This is a genomic window from Bacteroides sp. AF39-11AC (genome assembly GCF_003474285.1).
Taxonomy (GTDB): domain Bacteria; phylum Bacteroidota; class Bacteroidia; order Bacteroidales; family Bacteroidaceae; genus Bacteroides.
The window spans coordinates 563584-583206 of record NZ_QROH01000005.1; the positions used below are offsets into that span (position 1 = coordinate 563584).

At 43.4% G+C, this 19623-nt stretch carries 11 protein-coding genes; 9 read left to right on the top strand and 2 right to left on the bottom strand.

Annotated elements, in window-relative coordinates; genetic code table 11:
• Positions 1–7 precede the first annotated feature (7 nt).
• From DW036_RS13570 to DW036_RS13605, 8 genes are all read left to right on the top strand, one after another.
• Positions 8–3175, top strand: coding sequence for a hypothetical protein (locus DW036_RS13570; RefSeq protein ID WP_147401487.1), 3168 nt, complete (start codon positions 8–10; stop codon positions 3173–3175).
• 2 nt (positions 3176–3177) lie between these two features.
• Entirely contained in the window at positions 3178–3645 is a 468-nt protein-coding gene (locus DW036_RS13575) for a hypothetical protein (protein WP_118464836.1), read from the top strand.
• Positions 3646–3662: 17 nt separating this feature from the next.
• Positions 3663–5897, top strand: a complete 2235-nt coding sequence (locus DW036_RS13580) for a hypothetical protein (protein WP_118464837.1) — start codon at positions 3663–3665, stop codon at positions 5895–5897.
• 2 nt (positions 5898–5899) lie between these two features.
• Complete coding sequence (locus DW036_RS13585) at positions 5900–8683, top strand: hypothetical protein (protein WP_187374610.1); 2784 nt, start codon at positions 5900–5902, stop codon at positions 8681–8683.
• Between the two features lie 23 nt (positions 8684–8706).
• Positions 8707–8982, top strand: coding sequence for a hypothetical protein (locus DW036_RS13590; RefSeq protein ID WP_118464838.1), 276 nt, complete (start codon positions 8707–8709; stop codon positions 8980–8982).
• Between the two features lies 1 nt (position 8983).
• Positions 8984–9202 (top strand): hypothetical protein, encoded by a 219-nt coding sequence (locus DW036_RS13595; RefSeq protein WP_118421848.1) that lies wholly within the window; start codon positions 8984–8986, stop codon positions 9200–9202.
• A 5-nt stretch (positions 9203–9207) separates the two neighbouring features.
• Positions 9208–14769 carry a leucine-rich repeat domain-containing protein gene (locus tag DW036_RS13600; protein WP_233560429.1) on the top strand — a complete coding sequence of 1854 codons (5562 nt, stop codon included), beginning with the start codon at positions 9208–9210 and terminating at the stop codon, positions 14767–14769.
• Positions 14770–14879: 110 nt separating this feature from the next.
• The gene (locus tag DW036_RS13605) at positions 14880–15665 is read left to right on the top strand and encodes a leucine-rich repeat domain-containing protein (RefSeq protein WP_158585965.1); all 786 of its coding nucleotides are present in this window, start codon (positions 14880–14882) and stop codon (positions 15663–15665) included.
• A gap of 54 nt (positions 15666–15719) precedes the next feature.
• On the opposite strand, the gene DW036_RS13610 is transcribed toward DW036_RS13605, so the two are convergent.
• Both DW036_RS13610 and DW036_RS13615 read right to left on the bottom strand, forming a co-directional pair.
• Positions 15720–16520: a leucine-rich repeat domain-containing protein gene (locus tag DW036_RS13610; RefSeq protein ID WP_147401489.1), complete on the bottom strand. Its 801-nt coding sequence runs from the start codon at positions 16518–16520 to the stop codon at positions 15720–15722.
• 675 nt (positions 16521–17195) lie between these two features.
• On the bottom strand, positions 17196–17969 hold the full coding sequence (locus DW036_RS13615; protein ID WP_118464841.1) for a glycosyltransferase family 32 protein: 774 nt from the start codon (positions 17967–17969) through the stop codon (positions 17196–17198).
• Positions 17970–18049: 80 nt separating this feature from the next.
• Here DW036_RS13615 and DW036_RS13620 point away from each other — a divergent pair, with 80 nt between their 5' ends.
• Positions 18050–19621 carry a lipopolysaccharide biosynthesis protein gene (locus DW036_RS13620; protein ID WP_118464842.1) on the top strand — a complete coding sequence of 524 codons (1572 nt, stop codon included), beginning with the start codon at positions 18050–18052 and terminating at the stop codon, positions 19619–19621.
• Positions 19622–19623 lie beyond the last annotated feature (2 nt).

A 19623-nucleotide genomic window follows, 5' to 3' on the forward strand; every position in this document is an offset into this window, starting at 1 on the left:
AATACTAATGGCCCCTGTAAATTTAACTCAAATACAGCGCAATGATCTCACAGAGAAAATAGCGCTTGATGAAGCCAGAAAATCAATGGAAAAGTTGGCAGACAGTAGCAGGCATATCAAAGCCACTGAAGAAGCTCTCAGCGGATTATCGGCTACCATCAAGGCTACCAATAGCGCCGCCTCCCTTCTGGGACTCAAATCGGACAATCTGACTCACGTGCAAGCCAAACTGAAAACGGCCGTCGAAATGACCTCGGCAGCCCAGCAAGTGGCCGACACCGTGACCAAGAACAGTTACTTCAACCTTGTCATCGTAGATAATGCCAAGAAAGCACTTGCCGCCACCAACACCTATCTGGCCCGAACACTCAACATATCCACCGTGGCCGCCAAAGCACTGACGGGAACCCTCACACTGGGGATATCGGTTGGCATCACAGCCGCCATTGCCGCCTGGGACAAGTACATCGACAACCAGGAAAAAGCAGCCGAAAAAGCTCGCGAACAAGCTGAAACCGAACGGCAGGCAAACGCCATAAAGCTACAAACCCGCGTGGAACTGGACAGGCTGACAGACTCCCTGAAAGACTTTGACGGAACCAAGGAGCAGGAGAAAGCCAAGATTGACGAACTGAACGATAAGTACGGCGAAACCTTCGGGCAATACGATACCCTGGCACAGTGGTATCAGGTGCTCTCACAGAAAGGCGAAGCCTACATCCAGATGCTGTATCTACAGGCAAAAGCGCAAAGTCTCGTAAGCAAGGCAGTGGATGCCGATGCCAAAGTGAACGAAATAGAACTCACACCCGAAGATAACTTCGATACCAAATGGATTGGCAATAATGGCAAAGAGAAGAAAGAAGAAGCACTGAAAGCTGCGAAAGCCAAACGCGACGCCTATAAGGAACAGGCGGAAGCTGCCTATAACGAGTCGGTAAAACTCAGCAAAGAAAGCGGAATAGACGATTTCTCCCCTAAGAAAAGTAATACCGGAAGTAGTGAAAACAGCAACGCATCCGCCGAAGCGAAACAGAAGCAGGAAGAAGAACGCCAGAAGCGGCAAGCCGAATGGCGGCAAAAGATAGCGGACGACGACCTCAAAGTCCGGAAAGAAATTCAAGACAAGCTCTTGGCAGCTATGAAAGAAGGTGATGAAACCGAAGAAACATTAGCCCGGGAAGCCTTCGACAAAGAAATGGACCGCATAGAGCAGCAACGTCAGGAACGGCAAGCCAAACTGGAAGAAGCACAGAAGGACGGCGTAAATATCACTCCCGAACAAGTATCCAATGTGGACAACGAGGCGGTACAACAAAGCAACATCGCCGCCGCAAACTACCAGAAGGCACTTGACGACATGGAGAAGCGCCGCCAGCAGGAAGAGCTACAGGCAAAGAACAATTACCTCAAAGAATATGGCTCGTACGAACAAAAACGCCTTGCCATCACAACAGATTATCAGCAACGCATAGCCGATGCCAAGACCCAAGGTGAAAAAGACACCTTGCAGAAAAAAGAAAATGAAGCCGTAGATGCACTGGACAAAGGCATGCTCCAGAAGTCGGACCTCTGGACACGCCTCTTTGAAGAAGCCGGTACCCACACCAGCGGCTACATACAGCAAACCATCGACCAAGCTCGGCTACTGCTGGAATATCTCGAAGACGTAGATGGCAAGAAGAACATCCAACTTCCCGACAGCATCAAAGATTACGCCAAGTCACTGAAGCCCGAAGATGCGAAAGGCATCATAGCTGCAATGACGAAACAGAGCGCCGCCCTGAACAAGCAAAACCCCTTCATGGGACTCATCAACGGTTTCAAGGCCCTGAAAGATGCCGGTAGCGACACTGAAAAGCAGTTTGCCGCCACCCAAAACATCCTCGAAAGCTTCAAGGGCGCATCCGCCATCGTCAGCGAAGTGGGCGGCGCCATCAGCAAAATGGGCGGTTCCGCCGGAGAAACTATGCAGAAAGTGAGCGGCGTTGCCAACTCCACCCTCTCCATGGCATCTACCGGAGCTTCCATAGGCGGCCCGTGGGGAGCAGCTATCGGCGGCGCACTGGGACTTGCCTCCGGACTGGTGGGTGCATTCGGCGCCGACTACTCCGGCTACAACGCCATGGTGCAGAAGTACGATGTCCTGATGGATGTGTGGGATCAGCTTCTCGACAAGAAGAAAGCTTACATCAAAGAGTCTTACGGTGCTGAAGCTACCCAAGCCGGATCCGAAGCACTGCAACTGCTAAATTCGGAGAAAGAAGTCACCAAGCAACTGGCCAAATCCCGCCTGAGTTCGGGTAGCAGCGGAGGCAGCCACTCCCTATGGTATCGCATGTGGAAAGGCTCCTATAAATGGGAGGGTCAGAACTGGCGCGACGTGGCAGGCGACATTTCCCAGTCATTGGGCGGCGTGAAGTTCACCCAGATGGAAGACATGCTTAACATGAGCAGCAAACAACTGGAATGGATCAAGACCAACTACAGCGGCCTCTGGTCGGCAATGGACGGTGACTTCCGTGGCTACCTGGACAATATCATCCAATACGGCGACACGGAAAAAGAAATCATCGCCTCGGTCAAGGAACAGTTAACGGGCGTCTCGCTCGACAGCTTCCAGGACAGCTACCTCAGCCTGCTGGACAACATGGACAGCAGCAGCGAAGACTTTGCCAACAACTTCGAAAAGTATCTGCGCAAGTCCATCTTGCAATCCGTCCTTGCCACTAAATACAGTTCGCAGATAAAATCCCTCTACGATAACTGGGCAAAGTATGGCGAAGACGGCACCCTCACCGAAGAAGAAGTGAGAAAACTGCGTGAAGAGCAACAGAAGATAAGCGACGCCATGCTGGCCGAACGTGACCGACTGGCCGAAACCTTCAGCTGGGAGTCGGAAAATAATACCGGAGGCTCATCACAGTCGGGACACACCGGTGCCGTGACCACCGTCACCGAAGAAACAGCCGGCAAACTGGAAGGCATCGGCCTCTCCATCCAGACCCACGTGATAAGCATGGACGAGAAGATGGCCGACCTCTCGCGCTACTCTTACGAAGCCATCGGCCTGCTGGGCAGCATTGCCGAAAATACCGGCTACTGCCGCTGCCTGAAAGACATAGCCGAGATAGTGAACAGATTGGAAAGAGACGGAATGAAAATAAAAGGATAATTATGGAAATACTTGAATCATTACTTACCATCAATGGTAAAGACATCTATAAGGAATATCGCGCCTTTCTGGCCGAAGACAAGTCAGGAGGACACGATAACTACAACGCCCTCCTGCAAGTGCCCACCATGAAAGCCTACACCGCAGTGACATTCCGCGAGCAGAACGGCGAAAACCTGCCCGACTCCCTACCCGCCCCTCACTACGAGGCACGCGACGTAACCTTACAATTCGGCATCTTGGCAGACACCCCGGCAGAGTGGTACACCCACTACATCGCCTTCATCAACTTCCTGAAAAGCGGATGGCTGGTGTTTGCCCTACCCGAACTGGGTACCCAATACCGCATGTATTTCAAGAGTGCCACCTCGCACGACATGTCCTCCCCGCTTACAGTAGAAGACAAAGTGTACGGCAAGATGAAACTGAAGTTCAGAGAACCAAACCCTTATCAGGCTATTGACCTTTAAACAGCAAATAAACGAGTATGGAACTGAAAATATACAACCAGAACGGAAAGCTGAAACTGACCGTGAACACCGCCGACTCATCAACTTGGAACACCGAGCTGATGGCGGAGAACACAGTGTCCGCCACCTTCACCCATCCCTTCTTCGTAGCGCTGGACGTGAACGACTACGTGATGCTGAAAGGCGTAAAGTTCAGCATCAACAAGGAGTACAAGCCCAAGCAGGTGTCTACACAAGAATACAACTACACGGTTAAGCTCTACGGCCCCGAACACGATGCGGAGCGGGTGATGTTCCTCAATCTGACGGACGGACAATATGAATTACAATTCTACCTCGACGACAGTCCCGCGATGCACCTTCAGAGATGGATAGACAACATGAACCGTGTGTACGGCGAAAAGCGATGGAGCATGGGAAACGTTCTTGACGCCCCGAAGAAGACCGTTGAATACAACAACACAACCTGCTGGGACGCCCTCTCACTGATATCAGATGCCTTCGAGGCTGAATGGTGGACGGACGGTTTCAAAATAAACCTCACTCGTTGCGAACGTGGCGACCGCGTGGAACTGGGCTATATGCAAGGGCTCACCTCACTGACTCAATCAGAAAACAGCAGTGATGTGAAGTTTTTCACCCGCCTCTTTCCGCTGGGCAGCACCCGGAACATCGACCGCAAGCGCTATGGTTTCTCCCGGCTGCAACTCCCGAACCGGGCTAAGTATGTGGACAGAAACACCCGATACGGGCTTTACGAATACGTGGAAGAGGCCGCATTTGCAGATATCTATCCACACTATCGCGGCACTGTCCACACCGTGCGCCAAGAGGAAAAAACGGATGAAAACGATAAGAAGATTACAGTCTACTATTTCGACGACATCGGTATGACGTTCGACCCGAACGACTTTGAGATAGGCGGGTTAGCCAAACATATAACCTTCCAGACAGGCGAGCTTGCCGGACGAGAGTTCGAAGTAAAATACGATTCGAAGGCGATGGAGTGGGAAATCATCAACACTTACCCTTCGGAAACAGAGCAGATACCAGGTAAAAACCTTATCCCCGCCCCCGGAGATGAATATATTCCCTGGAACTTCAGTCTGCCCACAGGGCTTGAGAAAGAAGCAGAAGCAGCGTATGAAACCGCCGTCAACAGCTATCTGGAAAAGTACAGCGAGGACATGTCTAAATATGGAGGCGAAACGGACTACACCTATATCGACAAGAACAACATCCCGTTACAGTTAGGTCAAAACGTGCGTTTGCTGAGCGACAAGTTCTTCAACGAAGGGTTCAGTGATACCCGAATCACCAAAGTTGTGCGCAAGCTGGACAACCTGAGCATGGCCACCATAGAATGTACCAACATGGTGGGCAAAGGCTGGAAGCGAACGGTGGATGCCAGTTTGGCCCAGTTGCAATATGTGATGTCTTCAGGCAGTAACCCTTCTTCCGGAAACAGTTCCTCCACTTCAATCGAAGTCTCGGACAAGTTGAAAAAGAACATCGTTGTCAACTCTAACGATGTCGGCTATTTCAAGAAAAAAGACGTCCTGCTTGCCGGTCAAACCTGGGAAACCATTTTCCGCAAGATGCTGTACAAGCCCATGGGCGGAGAGTTGAGCCATAGTATATCAACTTCTGACAGTGTAGAATATGGCACAAAAAAAGGACGCATCACCTACACCGCCACCCGCAACGGACAGGGCGAGATGACCAAAGCTTTCTATGATGACAATGAAAACAATAAGCTGGTCTTCTCAACAGAGAGCCAAGGCATTCAGACAGCCGTACGGACACTGTCGGGTACCTATACCCAACGGGAAACACATAAGGCGACAGTGGTATATGCCTCCAGCGACATACTTCCCGAAAAGACATTGACTGATATTATCACTGTGAATGTATATCGAAAATGGTTTGCAGGGGTGGTCAGTGCGATTCCTACGACGTCAGCGCAGGTACGTGCGTTGTCTGCAAGTGGGTTATTTGACGGTAGTTCATACGGATTCACGATAAGCAATTATAGGACCTTTGTCATTTGCATACCATCCGGAACAATCAAGGAGGTATCATTAGAAGAGAGGTATCAATACAACTTTATGGATTTGGATTCGGCTGCCAATCCCAAAAAAATCAGCGTGGAAGGTGCTAACGGGTCGGCAGCAATAGAATACACCATGTATATATTCACCACTACCACAGCAAGTACCGAGACGGACAAATTTACCTTTAAAATGAATTAGTTATGGAGATAAAAGGAGACAGCTTTGCAGGTCGATACAAAAGAGTGAATGATTACCCTATTGATACTACAGATATATGGGATACATACAATCACGCTCTTGTATATGCACGTAATACAGATAGTGTAGCGTATGTGCCTTATGCCGGGCAGATTATTTCCGTGGTGGAAGATGGGACGATTTATAAGTTGGAGAAAGATGACAGCATACCGGAAACTGACGGTAAGAAACATTTTAAACTGGTTCTTATTGGTAGCAAAAATGATAATGATGACCGCTATCTACGTCGGGATGTAGCAGAAACAGTTCAAAAGCTGATGACCTTTTTGGAAGGTATCAACGTAAAAGGTACTGCTACACTTGAAGAGATCACTTTGCTAAAGAATATGGTATCGAAGAACTTTGCTGCCGGTGGTAGTGGTTTTGGCATCTATCAGGATGCGGATGGAAACTATCATCTGGATATTGACTTCGTGGATATCAGGAAGAAATTAAATGTCGAAGAGATCCAGGTCCAACGTTCAACCTATATCGGTGGAAAACAATACAATACGGCCGCAGGTATTATCTGTAAGAAAGTGGAGGATACAGGTGGAAGTTACAGATGCTATTTTAGCACAACAGATGCTGAGGGCAGAACAGTCAGAAATACTTTTGCAGTAGGCGACCTGGCGATCAGTGAGACTTTTGCCTTAAAAACCGGAACAACTTTTTATTGGCGTTACGTGAGTGGCTGTGGCGATGACTACATCGACTTATCCAAGACAGATTGCGCATCAGGAAGTGATGTGCCTGCGGTGGGAGACAATATCGTACAGTTGGGCAACCGGACGGATACAAGTCGTCAAGGCGCAATTGTCTGGGACAGCGTAACGGCAGGAGGTCCTTATGTGCGGATATATAATGGAATTGGAGCTGACAAAACTTACACGATGCCGAAACCGCAAATTGATTTCAATACGGTGCTGAGTGAAATTGCGGCAAAGTTCGTAAATCAGGCAACCGGAAAGGATATCGACGAAACCATTGAAGACTTAAAAACTGATGTAGACCTTGTTAAGGAACAAACAGACAAGGAATATACACTTTGGTTTTTTGATTACGTTCCAACACTGAATAATATACCAGCTTCAGAATGGACAACAGAAGCTCTAAAAACGATGCACGACCAAGACATGTTTTATAACCGTTTGACAGGGAAAGGTTATCGCTTTGAATCAGGAGTTTGGAATGAAATTACCGACCATCTGACGTTGAAGGCTCTGGAAGATGCTGCCAAAGCGCAAGATACAGCCGACGGTAAGCGGCGTGTTTTTGTGGAGCAGCCTACTGATTCGCAAGAATATGATATGGGTGACATGTGGGCAAATGCAACTTATTCTGATGGTACAGTTAAGTATAAGAATGATTCACTTGTCTGTAAGACAGCAAAGAAAGCAGGGGTAGCTTTTAGCATTTCACATTGGGAGCCTTCGTCTACTGCTACAACGGCCTATCTTGAAAACCTTAGCGATCAGATTATACTTGCTGTGACTAATTCTAATGATGGAATAGAGGCTGCAAAAGAACTTGCCAGACAAGGTATCAGTGATGCATACGATGCTGCTCAGGATGCCTTGAAAGCATTGGGTATCGCACAAGGAGCTCAGAATGCAGCAGATAAGAATACTTCCGCTATCCAAGTGACAGAAAAATCCATTGCTGCACTTGTGGAAGGAATTCATTTCAATAGCGCAGGCAATATTACGAATATCAATACATCCGGATTAATAACCACAGCAGACTTTTCGGCACTGTATGGGAAAGAAATCGTGTATGACAAGGATGGGCATGTAGACATGACGAAGATGTCCGGTATTATCACAGAGGCTGGCTTAACAGGGATGTTTTCACAGATAGCTGATAATAAGGGTTATGTAAAAAAGGCGTATATCGACCTTTTTGTAACTGCGCTTCCTGAAGGTGGATTTCAGAGTAATGCAGTAGTCAATGCTGACCAGATTCGCTTTAATGGCAATATTGTGGCGAATAATACTTTCGTTGTGGATACAGAGGGAAACTTAACGCTTAATAATATAACTGCTAATAATGGCACATTTAGTGGCATATTGAACGGCGTTAGCGGCTCATTTACAGACTTCTGGGCAGAATACTCTTTGGGCGAAAGTTTCACTTCAACACATATTACCCCTGCTGCTATTCAAATAGGGAAAGACTACGACGGTAATACTTTAATGAATCTTGGAGTAGAATATGTAAGCAACACATACGGCGCAGTAATGAATTTGTGTGGAAATGTTCGCAACGTTCGAACTCTTATTAGTCTTGGTTACGGTGAAATTGACCTTACTGCAGACGGGTGGACTAGTAGCCGATTATATGCAACCTTGAGTGCAATTAATGGTCTATCATTATCTGCAGGAAGTAAGATTGCTTTTATTGATGACAACAATGCTTTAAAGAACAGATTTGGTAGTGAATATGCCTATTTCCAAGGACTAAGTGTCAGTACGCGCATAGTTACATCATCTGGGAATATTAATACGAATGATGATTTTTTGCGCTTTACCACCCATGACAATATTACAATGAAAATGCCATCTCCTTCATCTTGCCCCGGAAAGGTGTATTATATCAAACAGACAGATGGTAGCGTTACTTTTACGAATGGTCCGTTCGTTGCTCCTGATGGGTGGGAACCCAAGGCTACTTATTCACTTTCCGGCACGTATGCAATGATGCTCGTGTCCGATGGTAGCTGTTGGTTCTTCTTTTATTGTGGATAGTTTTAATTATAATTTATAAGAATATGAAAATCAAATTTAGGCAGATCGAGGCACAGACCTCTTTCGAAGGTGGAAAACAGATTTTTGATGCTGCCGAGACAGTCGGCAATGAAATGATGTACAACGGAAGTATTCTTCTGGATATTGGATTTGAAGAGCTTGCAAAGGAAATCTATTATTCAAAAGATGAAGTAGAAATCCCGGAACGCTACTGTAAAGCTCTTGAACTTGTCGTGAAGAACTCGCGTCTTATCGCCGCCGTAAAGCGTGAAATAATAAATCAGCTAAACAGCAAGTAAGATGGGATACATCAAATTCATATTGAGCACCCGTAAAACGAATGCCGATGGCAACGCCACCTATGCCCGAATCAGCCGTATCGAATCGGATATGGCTGATACAAGCATGCTCGAGACGAATTTAATAATGCATGCGCTTGCGGCCCGCGGGGGAAAAGTAATTGAAACGCTTGAATTCATATTGGACTCGAGCAGATTGGACAACGATATATTAGGATAAACTGTATGGACAAATTAAATAAGAATTTCCTCAAAGGCAATGTGCTTAAAGCTGAGGAGTTGAACGAGATTGTTACTAAACTGAATGAGTTTGCCACGTGCATCAATGACAACGATGTTGAGACCAGCAAGGCGACAATTCAGAGTATAAAGAATAAGATGCTTGTCATCGGTGACACCGCAGGCACTGCCTATGATGGTGCTGCCGGCGCGGCATTGGAGCAAACCGTCAGAGAACTGGCAGGCGGAGCAGGAACCATGTATAGTGTATACGTTAGGAATAATCTGAATTCACTGGGCTTTGCCGCACAATACGGAGAAGAATGTGTCTTGGATTTCACCTTCGTCTCCCAGTATCGGGATAATATCAATGAACCGTACAAGCCGACGGGAGAACTCGGGCTGTGTACAATCATGATAAAGAACTCGAAGTTTGCAGACTTCACCACAGTGAAGCAAATGGAAGTTTCTTCTAATGTATCCATCAAACAGGACATAACCGAGTGGCTGACAAGCGGCAGCAACAATATCAAAATAAGTATCAAGGGAGAGAACACCGACCAGACTACGGCCCCGATCACCTATGTTGTACAACTCACTTCATTGGGAATCAGTGCCCCTAACTTCGCTTGGTGGACCGCCTTTGCCGGGGATATTTCAATTCCAATGATTATCAACGGTAATATCAACAAAGTGCTTCATGTCACCGTTACCGGTGATAATTACAATCAAGGCTATACCCAAAATCTGGGAACAGCCATCTATATGGATACACCTTATAACTATGTACTTCCTCATCCCGAAGCAACCGGAATATACAATGTGAATTTCTATCTGTCCAACTCAGATAATACCATTCAGACCAAATCTGTATCGGTAAATATCATGTGTATTGCCACATCCGGGGAAATAGTGAAACTGATGTGCGTGAATAATGTGACCTCACAACTCATCAACTGGCAGGATAATGTGGTATTTGATTATGCGATTTATGACGGACAGGCTACTCTTACAGATGCCATCTTCACCATTACGAAGGACGGAACAGAAGTGTATAGTTCTGAGAATGACACCATAGTGGCAAACTCCAAAAACACATTTACTTATCCGATGGAGGTGGAGACGGATGACGACAGCAATTTTGAAGTCATTATAAAGGCAACCAGTGGAGAAGACGCTCTGATAGATCCGATTACGGTAGCTGTCAATAACTCACTGGGATATTCGGCTACAGCAGGTGCAGTACTCTATATCAATCCACGCACCCGTAGCAACTCGCAGACAAACTACAAGAGTATCGTTAATGAAGTGGATAAATCAGTCATCCCCGTGACCTGGAATAACCTCAACTGGGGTAACGACGGCTGGGTGACCGATGATGACGGTGTGAAAGCACTGAAGATATTTGCACGGAGTTCGGCCGTGATAGATTACCAACCCTTTGCCACAGAACCGGCCCGCAGAGGTAAGACAATCGAAATCGATTTCAAGATTGAGAATGCTTCGGATGCTGGAAAGAATATTATCAGCATCGCAGAAGATAAGCCGGACGGTAACCACGTTGGATTAAAGGTATCCGGTGAGAATATCTCTCTGTTCTCACAATCTGAACACGAAAGTACTAAACAGGATGTTCCTACCGATAATGGGGTACGCCTACGCCTCACAGCAGTTATCATGCCTGACACTTATGGTAATGCCGGCTTCAACATTGTTGCCATATACATCAACGGAAAGAAAAATCGCCAGTATACCTACGAGAGCAACGATTACTTCCGCAACACCGGCAAGATAACGTTAGGGAATGATTATGCCAATCTCTATTTATATGGATTGCGTGTGTATGACAGTGCATTGACTTCCGAGGCCGTCCAGAAGAATTACATAAACCAGCTTGTGACGACCAGCGAGAAGCAAATGGAAAAGAATATCAATTCGGTACTGGACGGCGAAGGTGTAAACATTGACTTCAATGCCACAAAGCTGCTCTATAATGTATTTGTAGTGAACAAGCCCTTCCCTAACCTAAACAACCCTTCAGGTGTAGCAGGTGATCTGGAAGTACTCTTCAAGAACAAGCCGGAGCGGAACTTCACACTCACCAACCTGTTAATAGAAGGTCAGGGAACTTCATCAAAGAAATATCTGGAGTGGAACATCCGCTTCAAAATGAAGGGATTGAAAGATACAGAGGGTAACAAGATAAACTCCATTGCCACGTATGCCGATGGAACGACGGACAAGAACAAAGTCCTTATGTTTGAAGGTGTGCCTAAGTCCGGGCGCCTGACAGCCAAGAAGAACTGGGCGAGTTCCATGCAGGACCACAAGGCCGGATGTGTGGCTGCATTCAATGATTTATACAAGGAAATAGGCATGAGAAACGAGGCTATGGCCACTGATAGCGAAATACGTGTCGCGGTGTACCAAGAGCCTTTCATCGGTTTCTCAAAATCCGTCAATGAAGAAGGCCAGGACATATATACCTGTATGGGAGAATTTACATTCGGTCCGGATAAAGGAGATGATCTTTGTTTCGGCTATGACACAGAAACTTTTCCGGCCTTGCTATCCGTGGAAGGTTCGGACAATGCGCCGTTGGGTGCGCTTTTCCGCGTTCCTTGGAACAGCGATAAACCTTACTGGGCATATAATCCGGAGGAAGAGGCTTTTCAGTATAACAACACTAATTGCTGGGATTTCGATGCCGGTGAACTGAATGCCGATGAAACGGAACCACTCTCTGCACAGAAATGGATAGATGCTTACAACGCCGTGTATGTATGCAACAACCGTATCCGTCCATTCACCGGTACTCTGGATGAACTGAATGCAGCCGTAACTGAATACCGCAGTACAGGTTATGAGTACTGGATTGCCAAAAGTGGTGATGCTAACCAGTACAATCTCTACTATTATGAAGCTACCGAAGGAAAGTTCATACCCTCCGACATAGGTGATGGTGCAATAAATCTGAGAACACAGTTAACTGCATATCTTCCATCAGATCTGAATACATTCACCACTGACCAGTTGAATGAGAAGTTCATTTCAGCCCGCACAAGCTTATTCCATGCAACCATACCCGCTATATTCGATATTGACGATGCAGTATTCCATCATAACTTTGTGGAGTTCACTGCCGGAACCGACCAGCGTGCCAAGAATACTTATCCGTATAGCTTCTGCCAGGAAGGTAGTAAATGGAGGTGGAGACTGGATGATGCCGACACTATATTCCCGATTGACAATCAGGGACAGGATCGGAAACCCTATCACTGCGAAATGCATGACTCTTACGACAATGACCAGCCTATTTGGAATGGTGAGACATCTGTCTTCTGGAATCTGCTGGAGCAGGCTTTCAGTGCTGAAATTACAGCCGGAATGCGCAAAATGTTCACAGCAATGGAAGCATTGTGCGGCCAGTCTTCAGGTACGCCTTATGACAAGGTTTATGCTTTCTATAAGAAGTATTTCCTTGGCATAAAAGAATATTTCCCCGCTACGTTGGTGAATTCTGATGCCAAACGATATGAACTCGCAAAGATAGCATACAATAATGGTTCCTACACTAACGATACTGACCCTATAACACAGAGCCACGGTGATTTCTATTCCGCAGAAACTGCATGGGTGAAGAAACGTATCATGTACATCATGTCGAAGTATAATTATGGCTTGTTCTCCGCCAATGGCACAGATACAATCATCGTACGTGCTGCCGGTGATCTGATAGACTACGATATAACCCCGGCTTTCGATATGTATCCGGCCATTGCAAATGGTACATCCATTGTACAAGGAAAACGCACTAAAGCAGGAGATATTTGTAAAATAACCATTGACCTTGGTGGTAGCGCTGACCAGCAAAATGCCATACAAGCAGCAAGTTGGTTATTAAGCATCGGAGACTGGCATAAAAAGAATGTTTCCGGTACCATGGTAGTACGCGGAAAGCGATTGAACGAACTCATACTCGGTAGTAAGGAAGATAACGTAATCATCTCTATTACAGGACTTACACTTGCAGATTGTAGTAGTATGCAGAAGCTACTTCTATCCAATATCACCACATTACAAGGTACACTCGATTTAAGCACAATTATCAACATTCGTGAGATATATGCCGACGGAACTAACTTAAGTCAGATAAAGCTTCCGAATGGTGGCGGACTTGAAATCATCGAATATCCGGCCAACAACAGATACATAACTTTCCAGAACTTCCCGATGCTGACAACAGAGGGCTTGAGAATCGGTCAATGTGCTGAAAAAATAACCGACTTCCTAATTGAAAACTGCCCTAAATTAGAGCCTATGCAATTGTTATCTAATATTATAGAGGCGCAACAATCACAAGGTACCGAACATGCACTAAAACATATCCGTGCAGTAGGTTTCGAGGAAGAATATTACACCGCCGACGCCCTTGACATGCTTGCAAAACTTGCTGATGGAACCTACGAAGGTTTATCTGCAGAAGGAATTGCCGGAAAGGATGAAATTCCGGTATTGGAAGGTAAGATAACTGTACACTCAAAGTACTATCAGGACTCTGTGGATAAATTGAGGGAAATCTTTAACAGGTTAACCCTAATAATGGAGGGTGAAGCTGCTATAAGATTCATTGATCTGGTAGTATTTAGCATTTGTCTTCCGTTGTGGGATAGTGATGGCGACGGGTATATAACAGAAGATGAGGCATTGGCAATAAAAATGTTTCCTTCTAATAGTTTTTCGGGTAAAAGCGATATAACCAGCCTTGACGATTTGGCAAAACTTGCCGGCTACATGTTTAATGGTGCCTTTAGTAATATGCCGATGTTAAAAACGGCTCACACAGGTAAACGTTATTCAGGAAGTAGTCTTGTAACAAGTACGATCTATCAGGGGTATATAAATTGTACAGCACTTGAACGAATCACCATCGATGAGAGTATCAAATCTATTGAGCGCATGTGTTTCTACAATTGCTCATCACTAAAACAGGTTATATGGAACGGAAATGAAACGGCGATAGGTAATAGTGCTTTTTATGGATGTACCAGCCTTGAAGAAATTTCATTTCCACCCGGTATTACGAGCTTGGAGAGTAATGAAATCTTCTTCAACTGTACATCTTTGAAAGATATCCAGTTATCTCAAATGACGGCCATCGGATATAGGTGCTTTTGCAACTGTACAAATTTGAAGATTGATGTCAATATTCCCTTACTGGAAACGACATCCTCACAAGTCTTTGCGAGCAGTGGTGTCATTAGTGCATCTAACTTAGGAAAATTGCAGACTATTAGCGTATCAATGTTCAGTAACTGCGCAAACTTGATCTATGCAATTATACCTGATACAGTAATGGTAATAGAGCAGGATGTGTTCTACAAATGTTCGGCGTTGCAATATGTAGTATGTAATGCACTAACCCCGCCAACACTGAATAGTACTTCGGTTTTTGGTGGTACATCGTGTTTAATATATGTTCCTGATGGCTCAGTGGATGCTTATAAGGCAGCAACCAATTGGGCATCATTCTCAACTCGGATAAAGTCGATTAGTGAGAAAGAATAGTCATCATTTATAAGCACCTGACTTTCTACTATAAAAATAAAATGCCCTCTATATATAGCTGTGAGGCTTAAAAACGGTTCTATCAGGACTCTGTGGATGAGCTGAGGAAAGTGTTTAACAGGTTAGTACTAAAACTGATTGGTGAACCATTCATTCGCTTTTCCAATAATCTATTTTTTGAATTGTGTCTGCCATTATGGGATGCAGACAAAGATGGTGGAATTACGTATGCAGAAGCTGAAGCTGCTGTGACTATTTCAGACGAAACCTTTGGCGGAAGAACAGATATTATAGATGCTACTGATTTCAAATATCTCAATTGGAAACCTGGACAAAATAGTGAAAGAAACAGTGTCTGTGGAGTGTTCAAGAATTGTACAAATCTTAGATACGCTGCTATTAAAGACGGAACATATTTAAGAGGTGCAATGTTTCTAAATTGCACCTCTCTTGAACAGGTAGAACTACCTGTAACAGTACTTGATTATTTAAGCAATGATGGTGGAGCTTTCCAGAATTGCAGTTCGTTGAAACATATAACTCTGCCATTGAATAAGCAGAAATATGCATCGCATTATTTTGAAGAATCGGGCTTAGAAAAACTGGAATTTCCCGATGCAGTCATTGAAATTAGTGACTCTGTATGTTTTAAATGCAAGTCTTTAGTAGAAGTGGTTATCGGAACTGGAATTACTACTATTAAAAATATAGCATTCAACTCATGTTCAAGCATGGTATCTTGCTATATTAAAGCTGTTATTCCACCATCTATTACGCAATGGACATTTGATAACAATCCCTGCAATTTCTATGTACCTCGTTCCAGCGTAGATGCTTACAAGACAGCTACAAACTGGAGTAAGTATACATCTCGGATATATGGATATGACTTCTAAATGTTGGCTGAAACTTCCGGAGCACTATCAAGAGGTCGATGCTCCGGAAAATATTTAGAAATCATACTCATAAATTCTATTTGCCCAAACACTCCAGTTGGTAGCAGCTTTATAAGCTGCACCACTACCACGAGGCACATAGATCGGAAATGTGGTATTAGCAAATGAGTTTTGGTCTACGAGTGTCGGTGGAGTGACAGCTTTTATATAGAAACCTTCCATAGAGGTGCAACCATTCCAACATTGATTACCGATGGAGATTATATTCTTACCTATACGTACCTCACGTAAAGAAGTACATCTGAAACAGACATAACCATTAATTGTAGTAACAACATCCGAAAATTCCAATACTTCCAAACCAGATTCTTGAAAGAAGGAGACACCATATATACTCTTATTTTTAGGCAGATTCACAGTTTTTAAGGATGTGCAACCTTGAAAAACATTGCCATAATACGAATCTGGATTGGATACATTCTCCGGGAGTTCTACATATTCAAGCGATGTACAATTCATAAATACCCCTGATCCCAAAAGTGTGTTATTTCGAAAAGCCACACGCCTAAGATTTGTACATTCTCGGAATAACTGCATTTGTCCATGACCGTATGGAGTCCAATTGAGATATTTAAAATCAGTAGCATCAATTATATTATCATTATAAGAAAACGGAGAGTTGGAAGAATTAAGTTCGACAGCAATATCCGCCTCTTCTTGTGTGATGCCTCCATCTCTGTCGCTATCCCACAAGGGCAAGCACAGAGCAAAAAATATATCATCTTTGAATCTTATCCAAGGCTCACCGTCCATTATCAGTTCCAATTTGTTGAAAGTATTCCTCAGCTCATCCACAGAGTCCTGATAGAACCTGAAATGTACCGATAAAATTAATCAAAAATAACTCCTGAAATTTGAAAAAGTATAAAAGAACATGATTTGAAAAAGTATGTTCTTAGGAAAAATTACTAAGCAGGAAAGAAAAAGAAGTGAAATTTCACAAATCATTTTATACTAACAATTGTAATATCCTCACAAACTATTTTTTAGAAGAAGCACAAACCATTTTCACAGTGATACACTCACCAATGTGGATATAGCTAGAGAAAGCCTTGGAAGAAGGAATCGTTTTATCAATAGCTTCTGTTAAGGTATTGTGTCACAACCTTTTCCTATGCAACGATTTATTTCCGTGTCAGGGATTAAGTCTGACACGGAAATAAATCGAAGGTTATGGCAAGAGGGAGTTAAGTTTACGGTAACTGCCGCATAAATGTTAATTGAATATTTAACGAACTATTGTCAAGAGAATCCTCAAATTAATTTGAGGAAAAAAGATTGAGCATTGAGCTATGTAATATACTATGAAAACGCTCATAAAAACTCTTGGAAGCATACCAAATAGAATTTAAGGAGGAGGAAAAAGTTCGCCAAATCCAATAATCAGATTTAGCGAACTTAATTATAGCATATCAGCAAAAGGAGGCGCTGAAATAAAGGAACTTTTTCAGTGTCCTCAAACCCCTTCCTCTATTTTTTAGCCTTAAATATCTTACGATAAAAATTAATCCTTGTCAGAAACGCTCTCAACAAAGTACGTTTCCGCCAGCTACCTTTACTAAGGTGAACTGCCACAGTGGCATCGGTAACCTGACAGTAGGCCGCTCCAAAAATCTTTGTAGGATAAATTACCATCCTTTCTTCTAAATGCTGCTCACCATCTTTGTTATACTTTAGCCCGAATTTCTCAGCAGCCAAAGCAAGCACATCTGGTGCTATTTCTTTCGTATACCAACTTCCATCCTCTTGGATAAAATGACGCTTTTCATAAAATTTCATAGCTTCAACCAAAAAAGGATGCCCCTCTTCCGCCGCCAACACAGCAGACAGCAAACCTACTCCCGGTACACGTGTTCCTGGAAACCTATTTGTACCATCCAATTCCAGACGTTCATCAGACAGCTCGTCATCTGCAATCATTTCCGGATGGAACTCGATGGCTGTAAAAAATCCATTTGATAAAAAAGGGTCAAACGACTTCTTCACCAGTACATCTGTATCCATATAAATTCCACCTTCCGTATACAATGCATACAAGCGTACATAATCGGCAACAAAAGCCCATGCACCAGCTTCGCACGCTTCTTTAGTCCATGGCAATGAATTTACATTGAAATCCCGAAGACTCCATCTTTTCCATTCATAGTCAGGAAGCACTTTTTTCCACGAGTCCATACACATACGCAAACTTGGCGGTATAGGAGTATCATTAAACCAACAGTAATGAATCTTTTTAGGTATCATATATTTAATACTTAATTAAGCAACAAAGATAGACTTTTTTCTGATTTTTTTATATATTTGCATAAAAAAACGCAGATATTATGCCATACGAGTCACGCGTCAAAAAGTCATTGCTTAACGCCCGAGTTAACCTGGTCTTTTATTTCTTGAGCCTTGCAGTCGCTTTTTTCTCGCGAAAGATCTTTTTAGATACATTAAGTGCTGATTTTCTTGGACTCACAGGTACATTAAACAATCTTCTTGGCTTTCTCAATTTAGCAGAACTAGGTATTAATAGTGCTATTGGCTATGTACTTTACAAACCTATTTTTGAGCATAATACAGATAAAATCAATGAAATAATTTCCGTCTTCGGCTATATCTATCGTTGGATTGGCTTCATCATTTTAGGAACCGGATGTATACTCGCATGTTTTTTACCACTGATTTTTCCTAATAACATTTTCAATTTACACATTATTTACTTCGCCTATTTCTCTTACTTAACAAGTTCCTTGATTGGTTATTTCGCTAACTATAAGCAAACATTATTGGGAGCTGACCAAAAGAACTATGTAGTGACAGCATATTTCCAAAGTGCAATGTTACTAAAAACACTCTTTCAAATAGGCGTAGCCTATTACACTCGTAACTATTATTTATGGATCGGATTAGAATTATTATTAGGTATTACTTACTCCATCATATTGAATTTTAAAATAAATCAAACCTACCCTTGGTTAAAAGCAAATATAAAATTAGGAAAAAAGTTACTGAAAAAATATCCAGAAGTAAAAACATACACAAAACAGTTATTTGTTCATAAAATAGGAAGTTTCGTGCAATATCAAACTGCCCCCTTTCTCATATATACATTTGCCTCACTAAAAACAGTAGCTTTTTATGGCAATTATACTATTATTATAGATAAAATAACACAATTGGTCAATAACTTATTAAGCAGTACAAATGCGGGGGTTGGAAACCTAATAGCCGAAGGAGACCAAAAGAAAATTATACAGGTATTCTGGGAATTATTAGGAATACGTTTTTTTATCGCCGGCATCATCTCTTTTGCGCTACTTCAATTAACTTCTCCTTTTATTTACCTATGGTTAGGTGAGGAATATGTACTTCCACATTATGTATTGGTTATTATAATTCTCAATGCTTTCATTGGCTACACACGAGGTGCGACAGATCAATTTCTGTACGGCTATGGATTATTCAGCGACACATGGTCTCCTATTGCAGAAGTTTGCATTAATCTGGCCGTAGCATTAATAGGTGGCTCTCTATGGGGACTTCCAGGAGTATTGTTGGGAGGATCTGCGAGTTTGTTTTTTATCATTGGAATTTGGAAACCCTATTTTTTATATAGCCGGGGATTCAAAATGTCTGTTATACATTATTGGATAAATTATATTAAGCATTTAGCCATACTCATCCTTGTAGGTATTTTATGCTATAATATTATTCCTGCTGAACATTTCTCACCGGAAGTTTCTTTTATGCATTGGATAAAATACGGAGTACTGCTCACATCAACCTATTTAACCCTCACGTACATTCTGCTCTATCTTGCCACTCCCGGTATAAGAGCATTCACAAAACGTATCGTAAAAAAGGAAGGACGATTATACAAATTCATAAATAAACTAATCCACAGATAACA